Genomic DNA, 15,730 nt, shown 5'->3' with positions numbered 1-15,730 from the left:
GGGGCGAAAAGTCCACCGCGACCGCCCCGGCCTCTCCCCGGACCCCCAGTCAGACCCGAAGACACGACCCTGAAAGAGGGATTGACGACAAGTGCTCGACGTCAACTTCTTCGACGAGCTGCGGATCGGCCTCGCCACTGCTGACGACATCCGTCAGTGGTCCCACGGTGAGGTCAAGAAGCCGGAGACCATCAACTACCGCACCCTCAAGCCCGAAAAGGACGGACTCTTCTGCGAGAAGATCTTCGGTCCGACCAGGGACTGGGAGTGCTACTGCGGCAAGTACAAGCGCGTCCGCTTCAAGGGCATCATCTGTGAGCGCTGTGGCGTCGAGGTCACCCGCGCCAAGGTGCGCCGTGAGCGGATGGGCCACATCGAGCTGGCCGCTCCCGTCACCCACATCTGGTACTTCAAGGGCGTTCCGTCGCGTCTGGGCTACCTGCTCGACCTCGCCCCGAAGGACCTCGAGAAGGTCATCTACTTCGCCGCCTACATGATCACGTGGGTGGACGACGAGCGCCGCACGCGCGATCTGCCCTCGCTGGAGGCCCATGTCTCCGTCGAGCGCCAGCAGATCGAGCAGCGCCGCGACGCCGACCTGGAGGCCCGCGCCAAGAAGCTCGAGGCGGACCTCGCCGAGCTGGAGGCCGAGGGCGCCAAGGCCGATGTGCGCCGCAAGGTGCGCGAGGGCGCCGAGCGTGAGATGAAGCAGCTGCGCGACCGCGCCCAGCGCGAGATCGACCGTCTCGACGAGGTGTGGAACCGCTTCAAGAACCTCAAGGTCCAGGACCTGGAGGGCGATGAGCTGCTCTACCGCGAGCTGCGTGACCGCTTCGGCACGTACTTCATGGGCGGCATGGGCGCCGCTGCTCTGCAGAAGCGCCTGGAGTCCTTCGACCTCGACGAGGAGGCCGAGAAGCTCCGCGAGATCATCCGGACCGGCAAGGGCCAGAAGAAGACCCGTGCGCTCAAGCGCCTCAAGGTCGTCTCCGCCTTCCTGCAGACCCGCAACAGCCCCAACGGCATGGTGCTGGACTGCATCCCGGTGATCCCGCCGGACCTGCGTCCGATGGTGCAGCTGGACGGTGGCCGCTTCGCGACCTCCGACCTGAACGACCTGTACCGCCGTGTCATCAACCGGAACAACCGCCTCAAGCGTCTCCTTGACCTCGGTGCCCCCGAGATCATCGTGAACAACGAGAAGCGGATGCTGCAGGAGGCCGTCGACGCGCTGTTCGACAACGGCCGCCGCGGCCGCCCGGTGACCGGTCCCGGTAACCGTCCGCTGAAGTCCCTCAGCGACATGCTGAAGGGTAAGCAGGGTCGTTTCCGTCAGAACCTGCTCGGCAAGCGAGTCGACTACTCGGCCCGTTCGGTCATCGTCGTCGGCCCGCAGCTCAAGCTGCACCAGTGCGGTCTGCCCAAGGCCATGGCGCTGGAGCTCTTCAAGCCGTTCGTGATGAAGCGCCTGGTGGACCTGAACCACGCGCAGAACATCAAGTCGGCCAAGCGCATGGTCGAGCGCGGCCGCACGGTCGTGTACGACGTGCTCGAAGAGGTCATCGCCGAGCACCCGGTGCTGCTGAACCGTGCGCCGACCCTGCACCGTCTGGGCATCCAGGCCTTCGAGCCGCAGCTGGTCGAGGGCAAGGCCATTCAGATCCACCCGCTCGTGTGCACCGCGTTCAACGCGGACTTCGACGGTGACCAGATGGCCGTGCACCTGCCGCTGTCCGCGGAGGCCCAGGCCGAGGCCCGCATCCTGATGCTGTCCTCGAACAACATCCTCAAGCCGGCCGACGGCCGCCCGGTGACCATGCCCACCCAGGACATGGTGCTCGGCCTGTTCTTCCTCACCACCGACGAGGAGGAGCGCAAGGTCATCGGCGAGGGCCGGGCGTTCGGCTCGACCGCTGAGGCGATCATGGCGTTCGACGCCCGCGAGCTCTCGCTCCAGGCGAAGATCGACATCCGCTTCCCGATCGGCACCGTCCCGCCCCGCGGCTGGACCCCGCCGGTTCCGGAAGAGGGCGAGCCTGCCTGGATGCCGGGCGACAGCTTCCGGCTGCGCACCACCCTGGGCCGCGCGCTCTTCAACGAGCTGCTGCCCGAGGACTACCCGTTCGTCGACTACTCGGTGGGCAAGAAGCAGCTCTCCGAGATCGTCAACGACCTCGCCGAGCGCTACCCGAAGGTCATCGTCGCGGCGACCCTGGACAATCTGAAGGCGTCCGGTTTCCACTGGGCCACCCGCTCCGGTGTCACCGTCGCGATCTCCGACGTCGTCGTCCCCGAGGCCAAGAAGGCCATCATCGAGGGCTACGAGGCGCAGGACGAGAAGGTCCAGAAGCAGTACGAGCGTGGTCTGATCACCAAGGATGAGCGCACTCAGGAGCTCATCTCGATCTGGACCAAGGCGACCAACGAGGTTGCCGACGCGATGAACGCGAACTTCCCGAAGACCAACCCCATCTTCATGATGGTCGACTCGGGCGCTCGCGGAAACATGATGCAGATGCGTCAGATCGCCGGTATGCGTGGTCTGGTGTCCAACGCGAAGAACGAGACCATCCCGCGGCCCATCAAGGCGTCGTTCCGTGAGGGTCTCTCCGTGCTGGAGTACTTCATCTCCACCCACGGTGCCCGTAAGGGTCTCGCGGACACCGCGCTGCGTACCGCCGACTCGGGTTACCTGACCCGTCGTCTGGTGGACGTCTCCCAGGACGTGATCATCCGCGAGGAGGACTGCGGCACCGAGCGCGGTCTGAAGCTCGCGATCGCGACCAGGGGCGCCGACGGTGTGCTGCGCAAGACGGACGACGTCGAGACCAGCGTGTACGCGCGCATGCTCGCCGAGGACGTCGTCGTGGACGGCAAGGTCATCGCGCCGGCCAACGTCGACCTGGGCGATGTGCTCATCGACCAGCTCGTGCGGCACGGCGTGGAGACGGTCAAGACCCGCTCGGTCCTCACCTGCGAGTCCGCCGTCGGCACCTGTGCCTTCTGCTACGGCCGCTCGCTGGCGACCGGCAAGCTGGTGGACATCGGCGAGGCGGTCGGCATCATCGCCGCCCAGTCCATCGGTGAGCCCGGCACCCAGCTGACGATGCGTACCTTCCACACCGGTGGTGTGGCCGGTGACGACATCACTCAGGGTCTGCCGCGTGTCGTCGAGCTCTTCGAGGCCCGTACGCCCAAGGGTGTCGCCCCGATCTCGGAGGCGGCCGGCCGCGTCCGGATCGAGGAGACCGAGAAGACCAAGAAGATCGTCGTCACTCCGGACGACGGCTCCGACGAGACGGCCTTCGGCGTCTCCAAGCGAGCCCGTCTGCTGGTGGGCGAGGGCGATCACGTCGAGGTCGGCCAGCCGCTGACCCTGGGTGCCACCAACCCGCACGACGTGCTGCGCATCCTCGGCCAGCGCGCCGTCCAGGTGCACCTGGTCGGCGAGGTCCAGAAGGTCTACAACTCGCAGGGTGTGTCGATCCACGACAAGCACATCGAGATCATCATCCGGCAGATGCTGCGCCGGGTGACGATCATCGAGTCCGGCGACGCGGAGCTGCTGCCGGGCGAGCTGGTGGAGCGCTCGCGCTTCGAGTCCGAGAACCGTCGTGTGGTCCAGGAAGGCGGCCACCCGGCCTCCGGCCGTCCGCAGCTGATGGGTATCACCAAGGCCTCGCTGGCGACCGAGTCCTGGCTGTCGGCGGCGTCCTTCCAGGAGACGACCCGGGTGCTCACCGACGCGGCGATCAACGCCAAGTCGGACTCCCTGATCGGCCTCAAGGAGAACGTGATCATCGGTAAGCTCATCCCGGCCGGTACGGGCCTGTCCCGCTACCGCAACATCCGGGTCGAGCCGACTGAGGAGGCGAAGGCCGCGATGTACTCGGCCGTCGGTTACGACGACATCGACTACTCGCCCTTCGGCACGGGCTCCGGCCAGGCGGTCCCGCTGGAGGACTACGACTACGGTCCGTACAACCAGTAATCCCGTATCCACGGGCGCAGGGCGGTCATCCCATGGCGGGGTGGCCGCCCTGCGGCTATGCTGGCGGGCCGGTGTGCCTTGCCGCGTGTGCATTTGTTTTGACCGGAGCCGATGCGATAGGTACGCTCTGACCTTGTGCCTGGGGTGTCCCTGGGCTCCCGTATGCGCACTCTTCAGCGGCCTCAGGGCCCGGAGGGGCCTCCCCGGGAGACCGAGGTGTCGACACCGACAATCTGCACTCTCCCGCAATCTGCGCGGGGGTCTGCAGTGCGCGACACACCCGACCGCGTGGGTCGGAGAAATCCCCAGGTTAGCTTTATCGAGACTGGCACACAGAAACCGGAGAAACGGTGCCTACGATCCAGCAGCTGGTCCGCAAGGGCCGGCAGGACAAGGTCGAGAAGAACAAGACGCCCGCGCTCGAGGGTTCGCCCCAGCGCCGTGGCGTCTGCACGCGTGTGTTCACGACCACCCCGAAGAAGCCGAACTCGGCCCTGCGTAAGGTCGCGCGTGTGCGTCTGACCAGCGGCATCGAGGTCACCGCTTACATTCCGGGTGAGGGCCACAACCTGCAGGAGCACTCCATCGTGCTCGTGCGTGGCGGCCGTGTGAAGGACCTGCCGGGTGTTCGCTACAAGATCATCCGCGGCTCCCTCGACACGCAGGGCGTCAAGAACCGCAAGCAGGCTCGCAGCCGCTACGGCGCCAAGAAGGAGAAGTAAGAATGCCTCGTAAGGGCCCCGCCCCGAAGCGCCCGGTCATCATCGACCCGGTCTACAACTCTCCTCTGGTGACCTCCCTCATCAACAAGGTGCTGCTGAACGGCAAGCGCTCCACCGCCGAGCGCATCGTCTACGGCGCCATGGAGGGCCTGCGCGAGAAGTCCGGTAACGACCCGGTCATCACGCTCAAGCGCGCGCTGGAGAACGTGAAGCCGACCCTCGAGGTCCGCTCCCGCCGCGTCGGTGGCGCCACCTACCAGGTGCCGGTCGAGGTTCGCCCCGGCCGCTCCTCCACCCTCGCGCTGCGCTGGCTCGTGGGCTACTCCCGCGCCCGTCGCGAGAAGACCATGACCGAGCGTCTGATGAACGAGCTGCTGGACGCCAGCAACGGTCTGGGCGCCTCCGTCAAGCGTCGCGAGGACACCCACAAGATGGCCGAGTCCAACAAGGCCTTCGCGCACTACCGCTGGTAGTCGCTACCCCATCGAGAACCGAGAGAAGACTGAGCCATATGGCCACCACTTCACTTGACCTGGCCAAGGTCCGCAACATTGGGATCATGGCCCACATCGACGCGGGCAAGACGACCACCACCGAGCGGATCCTGTTCTACACCGGCGTGAGCTACAAGATCGGTGAGGTCCACGATGGCGCTGCCACCATGGACTGGATGGAGCAGGAGCAGGAGCGCGGCATCACGATCACGTCGGCCGCGACGACCTGTCACTGGCCGCTCGAGGACGTTGATCACACCATCAACATCATCGACACCCCGGGCCACGTCGACTTCACCGTCGAGGTGGAGCGCTCGCTGCGCGTGCTCGACGGCGCCGTGACGGTGTTCGACGGTGTGGCCGGTGTGGAGCCGCAGTCCGAGACTGTGTGGCGTCAGGCGGACCGCTACGGCGTTCCGCGTATCTGCTTCGTCAACAAGCTCGACCGCACCGGTGCCGAGTTCCACCGCTGTGTGGACATGATCGTGGACCGCCTGGGCGCGGTGCCGCTGGTCATGCAGCTGCCGATCGGTACCGAGGCCGACTTCAAGGGTGTCGTCGACCTCGTCACCATGAAGGCGCTGGTCTGGTCCGCCGAGGCGACCAAGGGCGAGATGTACGACACCGTCGACATCCCGGACACCCACCTCGATGCCGCCGACGAGTGGCGCGGCAAGCTCCTCGAGGCCGTCGCCGAGAACGACGAGCAGATGATGGAGCTGTACCTGGAGGGCGAGGAGCCCACCGTGGAGCAGCTGTATGCGGCGATCCGCCGTATCACCATCGCCTCCACCGGCACCGAGGGCTCGCCGACGATCACCCCCGTGTTCTGTGGCACCGCCTTCAAGAACAAGGGTGTTCAGCCGCTGCTCGACGCGGTCGTGCGCTACCTCCCCTCGCCGCTGGACATCGAGGCCGTCGAGGGCCACTCGGTGAAGGACCCCGACGAGGTCATCAAGCGCAAGCCGTCGGACGACGAGCCGTTCGCGGGCCTGGCGTTCAAGATCATGAGCGACCCGCACCTCGGCAAGCTCACCTTCGTCCGGGTCTACTCGGGCCGCATGGAGACCGGCACCCAGGTGCAGAACTCCGTGAAGGGCAAGAAGGAGCGCATCGGCAAGATCTACCGGATGCACGCCAACAAGCGTGAGGAGATCGACTCGGTGGGTGCCGGCGACATCGTCGCCGTCATGGGTCTCAAGCAGACCACCACCGGTGAGACCCTCTGCGACCCGGCGAACCCGGTGATCCTCGAGTCGATGGACTTCCCGGCCCCGGTCATCGAGGTCGCCATCGAGCCCAAGTCGAAGGGCGACCAGGAGAAGCTGGGTGTGGCCATCCAGCGCCTCGCTGAGGAGGACCCGTCCTTCCGGGTCAAGACCAACGAGGAGACCGGCCAGACCATCATCGCGGGTATGGGCGAGCTGCACCTCGACGTGCTGGTCGACCGTATGAAGCGTGAGTTCAAGGTCGAGGCCAACGTCGGTAAGCCGCAGGTGGCCTACCGCGAGACGCTGCGCAAGAGCGTCGACCGGGTCGACTACACGCACAAGAAGCAGACCGGTGGTTCGGGCCAGTTCGCGAAGGTCCAGATCGCCATCGCGCCGCTCGAGGGCGACGGCTACGAGTTCGAGAACAAGGTCACCGGTGGCCGCATCCCGCGGGAGTACATCCCGTCCGTGGACGCGGGCTGCCAGGAGGCCATGGAGTTCGGCGTGCTCGCGGGCTACCCGCTGACCGGCGTCAAGGTCACGCTTCTCGACGGTGGCTACCACGAGGTCGACTCCTCCGAAATGGCCTTCAAGATCGCCGGTTCGATGGCCTTCAAGGAGGCCGCCCGCAAGGCCTCCCCGGCCCTGCTGGAGCCGATGATGAAGGTCGAGGTCACCACGCCCGAGGACTACATGGGCGACGTGATCGGTGACATCAACTCCCGCCGTGGACAGATTCAGTCCATGGAGGACCGCAGTGGCGCCAAGCTGGTCACCGGCCTGGTTCCGCTGTCGGAGATGTTCGGTTACGTGGGCGACCTCCGGAGCAAGACCTCCGGTCGCGCCAGCTACTCCATGCAGTTCGACTCCTACGCCGAGGTTCCCAAGAGCGTCGCCGAGGAGATCATCGCGAAGGCCAAGGGCGAGTAAGGCGGGTTCATCCGCGTTTCTCACCCTTTAGGCTGGAGCAAAGGCATCGGGGCATTCCGTCGCAGATCGCTCATCGTGGCGTCTGTGACGGGCCCCGGCCGCCGGCCCCCACACGAATACGGCGAAGGGCATCCCCCTCGGGGTCCTGGCCGGTTCGGTAAGACCACCTGAACCCATCCGCACGGTGTGGATGCGTACAGAACCATTCCACAGGAGGACCCCAGTGGCGAAGGCGAAGTTCGAGCGGACTAAGCCGCACGTCAACATCGGCACCATCGGTCACATCGACCACGGTAAGACGACCCTTACCGCGGCGATCACCAAGGTGCTGCACGACAAGTACCCGGACCTGAACGAGGCCTCGGCCTTCGATCAGATCGACAAGGCTCCTGAGGAGCGTCAGCGCGGTATTACGATCTCCATCGCGCACGTCGAGTACCAGACGGAGTCGCGTCACTACGCGCACGTCGACTGCCCGGGTCACGCGGACTACATCAAGAACATGATCACCGGTGCCGCGCAGATGGACGGCGCCATCCTCGTGGTCGCCGCCACCGACGGCCCGATGCCGCAGACCAAGGAGCACGTGCTCCTGGCCCGCCAGGTCGGCGTTCCGTACATCGTCGTCGCCCTGAACAAGGCCGACATGGTGGACGACGAGGAGATCATGGAGCTCGTCGAGCTCGAGGTGCGTGAGCTCCTCTCCGAGTACGAGTTCCCGGGCGACGACCTTCCGGTCGTCAAGGTCTCGGCGCTCAAGGCGCTCGAGGGCGACAAGGAGTGGGGCGAGTCCGTCCTCAAGCTGATGGAGGCCGTGGACGAGGCCATCCCGCAGCCGGAGCGCGACGTCGACAAGCCGTTCCTGATGCCGATCGAGGACGTCTTCACCATCACCGGTCGCGGTACGGTCGTCACCGGCCGTATCGAGCGCGGTGTGCTGAAGGTCAACGAGACCGTCGACATCATCGGCATCAAGACCGAGAAGACCACCACCACGGTCACCGGTATCGAGATGTTCCGCAAGCTGCTCGACGAGGGCCAGGCCGGTGAGAACGTCGGTCTGCTGCTCCGCGGCATCAAGCGCGAGGATGTCGAGCGCGGCCAGGTCATCATCAAGCCCGGTTCGGTCACCCCGCACACCGAGTTCGAGGCCCAGGCCTACATCCTGTCGAAGGACGAGGGCGGTCGCCACACCCCGTTCTTCAACAACTACCGTCCGCAGTTCTACTTCCGTACCACGGACGTGACGGGCGTTGTGACCCTCCCCGAGGGCACCGAGATGGTCATGCCGGGCGACAACACCGAGATGACCGTCAGCCTGATCCAGCCGGTCGCCATGGAGGAGGGCCTGAAGTTCGCCATCCGTGAGGGTGGCCGGACCGTGGGCGCCGGCCAGGTCACCAAGATCAACAAGTGACCTGACGCTCTACGGAGCAGGCTGTTCCAAGGCCCCGCACCCCGTCCGCAAGGACGGTGGAGCGGGGCCTTTGGCGTGGCCCTACGGCGCTCTCACGCCCGGGAGGTGGCGCGGGGCCGCCAGATCCAGGGCGCGGCGCCGGGGGACATGCCCACCACGCGCACCTGCTCGCCCTCGCCCGCCAGCAGCGTCGGCGTACCCACCGGGACCAGCCGGCTCGTGGGGCGCAGCGGTTTCGCCGCGGGCTTTGTGCCGTACTGGACCTGGACCTCGCCGTTCAGATCCCGGCCCAGCAGCAGAAGCGGCCCCTGGCGGCCGCCGGACGCGGCCAGGGCGTGGGCGGTGACCGGGCCGTAGCTCTCGAAGTGGCGCAGTGGTACGGAGGTGCCGACGCCACTGTCGCCGCCGCCGTCGCCGTAGAGATACGGCACCGCTCCGGCGGGCGGGCGGTAGACCAGCGCGATCGACCCGTCCGGGGAGGGCACCGCGCCCGGCTGCTCGCCCGGCCGCGGCAGCCCCGCCGGCGGCCGGAGCGCCACCGGGCCGCCCGGCTGGTCCTGGGCCCAGTGGTGCACGGTGTCACGGCCCGCCGCGACGACATGGACCCGTGCCTGCCGGTCCAGCAGCACGGTCAGCCCGTCCTGGATCTCGCCGCCGTCCAGCCGCTGCCAGGGCCCCCACGCCCCGTTCGCGTCCCGTATCCGGGTGGCCAGACCCTTGTCGGCGGTGCGTACGAAGAGATGGACGCGGCCGTCCGGGGTGGCCACGGCCGCCGGGCAGCCGACGCGGCGGCCGTGCTCGGGGTCGGAGTCGGGGGTACCGAGGCCGGTCCAGGCGCGGAACGGCCCGCCCGGGGTGCGCTGTTCCAGCGCCACCAGCTCGCGGCTGTTGGCGCCGCCCTGTCCGTCCAGCGCGGAGAAGCGCAGCGCGATCAGCACATGGCGGCCGCGGGAGTCCCGTACCGCGCACAGCGCCGGGGCCAGCGGCCCGCCGCCCAGGCCCTGCGGCGCGCCGAAGCGCCCGCTGCCGGGCGCGGTCTCGCGCCACCGCACGGCCTGCGCGCCCAGCGCGCCGTATGCGACGAGGCGGCCGTCGGGGTCGGTCAGCGGTGTGGGCAGGGCGCTGGGATAGCGGTAGTGGGTGGAGCGGATCCAGCCCTTGCGGTTGGTCAGCGGCCGGGTGCCGCCCTGCCCGTAGTCGCCGCAGCCCGCCGCGTTGCCGCAGTTCCATTGGGGGCTGCCGCCGTACGCCGCCACGGCGCGGGCCTTCTGCTCGACCACGGCGGGCGGCAGATTGTGCGGCCAGCGCTGGTTGTAGTAGCCGCGGAACGACGTGACCGTGAAGCGCGGCGCCCGCTTCTCGCGCCGCGCCACATCGTCCGCCCACTGCGCGATGGCCTTCCAGGCGAACAGCGCGACCGGGGTGTGGTCCCGGTGGTCGGAGCAGCCCGGCTGGTCGTTGTCGCGGGGGTGGGTGGCGTCGTGGACCTGGAAGTCGGGGTCGGGGTCCAGGGTGTGGATCACGGTGGGCCGGTAGCGGTCCATGATCCCGGCGAGCACGTCGACGAGGGTCTGGTGGCGGTAGGTGCTGGGGGTGCGGACCGGGGAGTCGGCGGCGATGAGCGTACGCATGAGGATGCCCGGGAGATTCCACAGCTGGGGGATGCGTACGTTCCCCGGGGACAGCATGGCGATGTTGAGGAAGATCAGCCGCACGCTGCGCCCGCCGTTCCCCAGCACGTTCGTCTCCGCCGTGACCCCGCCGGGCAGCTCAAGCACCGAGCGCCGCCAGCGGGTGAACTTGTCGAGCCCCAGCAGCTGCGCGTACGCCTGGCGCAGCCCCTGATGGCGCGCCGCGGAGTACGCGGCCTTGTCCGCGCCCGGCCGGGGAGTACCGGCCTCCCGGTTGATCCCCGCCGCCTCGCCCGCCGTGACGTACACGCAGACCACCGGCACCCCGGCGGTCAGCATGTGCTCGGCGTCCGGGTTCATGAAGTACAGGTCGTCGTCGGGGTGGGCGAGGATCTGCAGCAGCAGCGCGTTCTCGGTGTTCGCGAACGACTCCGCGGGGCGCGGCGACAGCGGCCGGCCCGGGACGGCCGAGGTGGGCGAGGCGCCCGAGGAGCCGCTGCAGCCCGCGGTGGTGGCCGCGGTGGCGGCGGTGAGAGCGGCCAGCGCGGCGAGTGCCTGCCTGCGCGTGGCGGCAGGCGCGGCGGATCGACTGTTCAACCTGGTGACCCCGTCCCGTTGTGCAGCACGTTGTCTCCGGCTGCTTCTCCGTGCTATGGGACGGTTGGTGATCTTGGAAGGTTGTCCGTCTTGGGCATGGTGTCGGTCACGAATCGGGCAAGAGTTGGTTTACGGGTGCCCGGTCCGGGCAAGGATGGCGGGCCCCGTTGACGCCTCGTTGATGCTCCGCTGACGCGGCAGGGCGAAGGAGGGGCGGGAGTGACGGCTGCGCCCTCGGCGTCCGGCCGCTACGCTTCGCTCATTCCGCTTGGGGGGCACGAATGGTGGCGCGGGTTCTGGTCGGGCGTTACGAGTTGGTGCGGTTCGTCGGCCGCGGCGGTATGGGCGAGGTGTGGGAGGGCCGCGACCGAGTGATCGGGCGGCGGGTGGCGGTCAAGCTGCTGCCGCACGACAGGGGCGATACCACCTCTGCCGACCTGTTCCGCCGCGAGGCCAACACCGCCGGAGCGCTCAACCATCCCGCCGTGGTCACCGTGCACGACTTCGGTGAGGACGAGGCGGAGGGGTCGCTGTTCCTGGTCATGGAGTTGCTCGAGGGGCGGAACCTGGCCACGGTGCTGCGCGAGGACGGCCCCCCGCCGGTGGCCACCGCGGTCGACTGGGTCGCGCAGGCGGCGGCCGGGCTGACCCGGGCCCATGAGGCGGACGTCATCCACCGGGACCTGAAGCCGGCGAACCTGCATCTGGCCGCGGACGGGCGGGTGAAGATTCTCGATTTCGGCATCGCCCGGTTCATGGAGGCGCTGCCGTCGAGCAAGGTGATGGGGACGTTCCCGTACATGCCGCCGGAGCGGTTCGACGGGCACTCCGGCGAAGCACGCTCGGACCTGTACTCCCTCGGCTGCGTCCTCCACGAACTGCTCACCGGGAAGCTCCCGTTCGATGCCACCAGCGCGGCGTCGATGATGAGCGCCCATCTGACCAAGACCCCCGTGCCCCCGGGGCGGATCCGGCCCGGGGTGCCGGCGGCCCTGGACGAACTCGTCATGGAACTGCTCGCCAAGGCGCCCGAGGACCGGCCGGCCTCCGCGGCCCAGGTCCACGACCGCCTCCGCGCCCTCTCGTCCCCGGCGGCCTCCGCGTCCTCGGCGGCCTCCGGCCCGAGCCTGCACGACATGGCCACGCGCACCGCCGACGCCGGGGACGCCAGGGACATCACACCCGCCGGCCCCGCGTCGCCCGCGACGGCGGACGCAGCCACCGCTACGGCCGGGCTACCGCCGACGCGCGTGGCGTGGCCAACCCCGCGCCGGGCAGGGTTCGTCACCCGGCGCAGGGCCTTGTGGCTCGGTGCCGCCGCCATCGCGGCCGGTGCGGGCATCCCGACCGGCTTCGCCCTTCTCGACGACGGGGCGTCTTCCGACGACGGGAAGTCTCCCGACCACGGGACGTCGGCAAGCGGGGCATGGTTCGCCGCCGGTGGCCAGAAGCTCTCGCCCCCTGTGGTGGACGGCAAGGTGGTGTACATCAAGGGGCAGGACCTCCAGGACGCCACGGTGTACGCGCTGGACGGGGCCACCGGGAAGAAGAAGTGGTCCTACCGCCTCAAGGACGGGGGCTACGGCCAAGCCGGCGCCAATGAGGGCGACTCCCTGAACGTCCCGACTCCGGCGGTGATCGGCGGAGCGGTGTACGTCATGGGCACGGACGACAAACTCTGCGTTCTGGACGCGGTCACCGGAAAGAAGAAGTGGGACTACGCCCCCGGCGGCAGCGTCACCTGGTTGACGGCGGTCGGCGGGATGGTGCAGGTGTACGTCTCGGACGATGAGGCCATCCACTCCTTGGACGCGGCCACCGGTACCGAGAAGTGGGCGACGCGACGCGGAATCATCGGCGTCAAGGACTATCTGGTAGCGGGCGACGGGGCAGTGCACGTCTACATCGACGGCAAGGGCGACCTGCGGGCGCTCGACGCGGCCACCGGCAGCAAGAAGTGGGAGTTGACCGGCCGCTGGGCCGATCGGCTATGGACGGCCGGCGGGCTGGTGTACACCCGTACGGTCGTCGAGCCCATCACCATGTATGCGCTGGACGCGGCCACGGGCGCGCGGAAATGGGAGTTCGTCAGTCCCACCAACCAATTCGCGGGCGGCTCCTCCAGCGCGCACAAGGGCACGGAGGTGGTCGGCGGGGTGGCGTATGTCGTCGGGACCTCCGCCAAAGATTTTGATGAACGGACCGTACACGCGCTGGACTCGGCCACCGGGAAGCAGAAGTGGTCCGAGCGTCTGGGAGACGACCTGGGCTTCGGCACGCTGACGGCAATCGATCGGGCGTTGTACGTACGCGGACGCGATCAGACGTATGCCCTGAACGTGGCCTCGGGGAAGACGGAGTGGTCGATCACCAGCCCTGAGCGTCAGAAGTTGGTGGGTGCCGGCAAGGTGGTGTACGTCAGCGAGACCGCCGACAACCCCCATGTCCAGGCGCTCCACGAGGCCACCGGTACGAAGAAGTGGGGCTCAGCCATCAGCGGCAACTCCCTGCGGATCGGCGACGGGGTGCTTTATGTCGTCAGCAAGAACAAAGAAGCCGTGTATGCCCTGGATACGGCCACAGGAGCAAGGATCTAGTCCGGGCAGACAATGAGGCTTCTCGATCTCGTGTGGGGTCTCGAACGTGGAGATCTCGGAGCCCGGGATCTCGACAGTGGAGAGATGATGACGGCCGACTTCCTCGTATCCGACCCGTCGAGCGCGCTGGCGCCGGCGGCGAGCACCCCGGCGCTGCGGTTCACCAGCGGCGGCGAGACCTTGCAGGGGATCCTGCACATTCCCGCGGGCCCTGGACCGCACCCGATCGTCGTCGTCCTGCACGGCTTCCCCGGCAACGAGCGCAACTTCGACCTGGCGCAGGCGCTGCGCCGGGCGGGCTACGCGGCTCTGGTGTTCCACTACCGGGGCTCATGGGGCATGGGCGGCACCTGGTCCTGGGGGCATGTCCTGGAGGACGCCGCCCAGGTGACCGCCGCGATCCGCACGGACGAGATCGCGGGTGCCCACCGCCTCGACCCCCGGCGGCTGGCCCTCGTCGGCCACAGCCTCGGCGGTTTCACGGCGCTGATGACGGCGGCGGGCGACCCCACCATCGGGGCGGTGGCGTCCGTGTCCGGCTTCAACTTCGGCGCGGTCGCCCCCACGTTCACCGATCCGGCGGTGCGCCGCGGGTATGTTGAGGCGTTCGAGGAGGAGCTGCTGCCGCTCCGAGGCACCAGCGGCGAAGCGCTCGTCGCCGAGATGGAGGCGGCAGGGGACGCCTGGAGCCTGGCTCGGCTCGCCCCGCGCCTGGCCGACCGCCCCGTACTGCTCGTCGGCACCAGCCGCGACACCGCGACACCGCACGAGATCCACCACGAGCCGCTGGTGAAGGCGTACGAGGCGCACCCGGTGCCCCGGCTGGAACACCACGTCTTCCCGAGCGACCACGCCCTGTCCGACCACCGCGTCGCGCTGGCCCGTACGGTCATCGACTTCCTGGACCGGAGGCTGGCGGTGGCGGAGTAGCGGCTTGGGTCGTCAGCGCCCCGCTGGGTAGCGGGGGAGGTTGTCCGTCGAGATCGTCCAGTCTCCGATCGTCACGTCCTCGCCGTACACGAAGTCTTTCCTCGTCGCGTAGCGGGGGCCGCTCGGCGTCCGATGGATATCGGACAGGACGGCGCCGTCGCCCGCGCGCGGGTCGAAGATGACGTACACCGGAATACCGAGCAGGGGGTAGTCCCGCATCTTGCCCACCCAGTCGTTGTCCGGGTTGGAGCGGGACACCACCTCGATGGCCGCGATGAGCGTGCGCGGATCGAAGGCCCCTTCGACTTCCATGTCCGCTTCGGCGATCAGGATTACGTCCGGGTGGCGCAGCACGCCGATGTTCGGGTCCTCGACGTCGGGCGTTCCCGTGTGGGCGAGGATGCCGTCCGGCATGACCTTCTCCAACCGACGACTGACGCGTGCCGCTGTCAGCTCGTGCGGGCCCCCGGGCGACATCATGTCGTGCACGATCCCTTCCGTCGTGATCTCCAGTTTTCCGGGAACGCTCTCCTGCATCTGCTCGACGATGTCCCGCATCGACTGATACCGGAGGGCGTCTCGGTCGGCGTGGTCCGGGGCGATCGTCATGGCAGCTCGCTCCTCTGTCTGTCGGCTCCGCCGGGCAGTCGAAGGCTTCACGGCCATGCTAACGAGCCGGGCGGCTCCGACTCCGGCTGATGAGACCCAGCCCGGTGCGTCCCATGACTGGGCCTGAGCGAAGTGGCGCATCCGCGCCTCGGTCCGCGAGCGCCGCTCTGCGGATTTATGTCCGGTGACGGTGTTTGTCTCCTTCTTCAGTTCCTTCTTGCAGGTGCGGACCCGCTCAGGCAGCGACACGCGTCGGGGCCTGTTGGGTCTCTCGGCAGTCGCGGCAGAGGCCGGGGCGTGGGGCGCGGAAGGCGCGGTCGCAGCCGTCGCAGTTCTGGAGGGGGGCGCGGTGCGACCTGGGCTGGGCCTCCGGGAGAGGCGGCGGGAGCAGCGTGGTGAGACGGTGCGCGAGGAGGGCGGCCGGGTGGCGCAGGTCCGGCGGGAGGCCGGCGGCCAGGGTGCGGCGTACGGCGTCGGGGGCGGCCCCGCGCTCCAGCCAGGCGGCGACGCCCGGGGCGAGGCGGCGTACGTCGCGCTCGGCGAGCAGTAACCGGGCGTCGTCGCGGCGCAGCTCGGCGAGGAGCGCGACGTACGCCGCCTC

At 68.5% G+C, this 15,730-nt stretch carries 9 protein-coding genes and 1 pseudogene; 7 read left to right on the top strand and 3 right to left on the bottom strand.

Going from position 1 to position 15,730, the window contains the following annotated elements; all coding sequences use genetic code 11:
* Window positions 1–91: 91 nt before the first annotated feature.
* From CCN51_RS01300 to tuf, 5 genes are all read left to right on the top strand, one after another.
* Complete coding sequence (locus CCN51_RS01300) at window positions 92–3,991, top strand: DNA-directed RNA polymerase subunit beta' (protein WP_014178747.1); 3,900 nt, start codon at window positions 92–94, stop codon at window positions 3,989–3,991.
* 350 nt (window positions 3,992–4,341) lie between these two features.
* A complete protein-coding gene (gene rpsL, locus CCN51_RS01295; protein ID WP_003948652.1) occupies window positions 4,342–4,713 on the top strand; it encodes a 30S ribosomal protein S12 in 372 nt (123 codons plus the stop codon).
* A 2-nt stretch (window positions 4,714–4,715) separates the two neighbouring features.
* Entirely contained in the window at window positions 4,716–5,186 is a 471-nt protein-coding gene (gene rpsG, locus CCN51_RS01290) for a 30S ribosomal protein S7 (protein ID WP_014178748.1), read from the top strand.
* A gap of 38 nt (window positions 5,187–5,224) precedes the next feature.
* Window positions 5,225–7,348 (top strand): elongation factor G, encoded by a 2,124-nt coding sequence (gene fusA, locus CCN51_RS01285; RefSeq protein ID WP_014178749.1) that lies wholly within the window; start codon window positions 5,225–5,227, stop codon window positions 7,346–7,348.
* 223 nt (window positions 7,349–7,571) lie between these two features.
* A complete protein-coding gene (gene tuf / locus CCN51_RS01280) occupies window positions 7,572–8,765 on the top strand; it encodes an elongation factor Tu (RefSeq protein ID WP_014178750.1) in 1,194 nt (397 codons plus the stop codon).
* A 92-nt stretch (window positions 8,766–8,857) separates the two neighbouring features.
* Here the strand turns inward: tuf and CCN51_RS01275 are convergent, their stop codons facing one another.
* Window positions 8,858–10,993 (bottom strand): PIG-L family deacetylase, encoded by a 2,136-nt coding sequence (locus CCN51_RS01275; protein WP_014178751.1) that lies wholly within the window; start codon window positions 10,991–10,993, stop codon window positions 8,858–8,860.
* Window positions 10,994–11,274: 281 nt separating this feature from the next.
* Between CCN51_RS01275 and CCN51_RS01270 the strand changes: the two genes are divergently transcribed.
* Both CCN51_RS01270 and CCN51_RS01265 read left to right on the top strand, forming a co-directional pair.
* Window positions 11,275–13,590, top strand: a complete 2,316-nt coding sequence (locus tag CCN51_RS01270; RefSeq protein WP_014178752.1) for a protein kinase domain-containing protein — start codon at window positions 11,275–11,277, stop codon at window positions 13,588–13,590.
* An 84-nt stretch (window positions 13,591–13,674) separates the two neighbouring features.
* Window positions 13,675–14,520 (top strand): alpha/beta hydrolase family protein, encoded by an 846-nt coding sequence (locus tag CCN51_RS01265; RefSeq protein ID WP_014178753.1) that lies wholly within the window; start codon window positions 13,675–13,677, stop codon window positions 14,518–14,520.
* Window positions 14,521–14,532: 12 nt separating this feature from the next.
* On the opposite strand, the gene CCN51_RS01260 is transcribed toward CCN51_RS01265, so the two are convergent.
* Together CCN51_RS01260 and CCN51_RS01255 are read right to left on the bottom strand one after the other, a co-directional pair.
* The gene (locus CCN51_RS01260) at window positions 14,533–15,129 is read right to left on the bottom strand and encodes a Uma2 family endonuclease (RefSeq protein ID WP_014178754.1); all 597 of its coding nucleotides are present in this window, start codon (window positions 15,127–15,129) and stop codon (window positions 14,533–14,535) included.
* Between the two features lie 235 nt (window positions 15,130–15,364).
* Window positions 15,365–15,730, bottom strand: a pseudogene (locus CCN51_RS01255) (hypothetical protein); the annotation flags it as partial.

It is taken from the genome of Streptomyces milbemycinicus, from assembly GCF_002154605.1.
In the GTDB taxonomy this organism is placed as follows: Bacteria; Actinomycetota; Actinomycetes; order Streptomycetales; family Streptomycetaceae; genus Streptomyces; species Streptomyces milbemycinicus.
Note: the sequence above shows the minus strand (reverse complement) of the source record. Positions and strands in the feature narration are given on the sequence as shown.

Coding starts and splice junctions, on each gene's coding strand:
- rpsG (WP_014178748.1), top strand. CDS start 4,716: ATGCCTCGTAAGGGCCCCGCCCCGAAGCGCCCGGTCATCATCGACCCG.
- fusA (WP_014178749.1), top strand. CDS start 5,225: ATGGCCACCACTTCACTTGACCTGGCCAAGGTCCGCAACATTGGGATC.
- CCN51_RS01270 (WP_014178752.1), top strand. CDS start 11,275: ATGGTGGCGCGGGTTCTGGTCGGGCGTTACGAGTTGGTGCGGTTCGTC.
- CCN51_RS01265 (WP_014178753.1), top strand. CDS start 13,675: ATGATGACGGCCGACTTCCTCGTATCCGACCCGTCGAGCGCGCTGGCG.
- CCN51_RS01260 (WP_014178754.1), bottom strand. CDS start 15,129: ATGACGATCGCCCCGGACCACGCCGACCGAGACGCCCTCCGGTATCAG.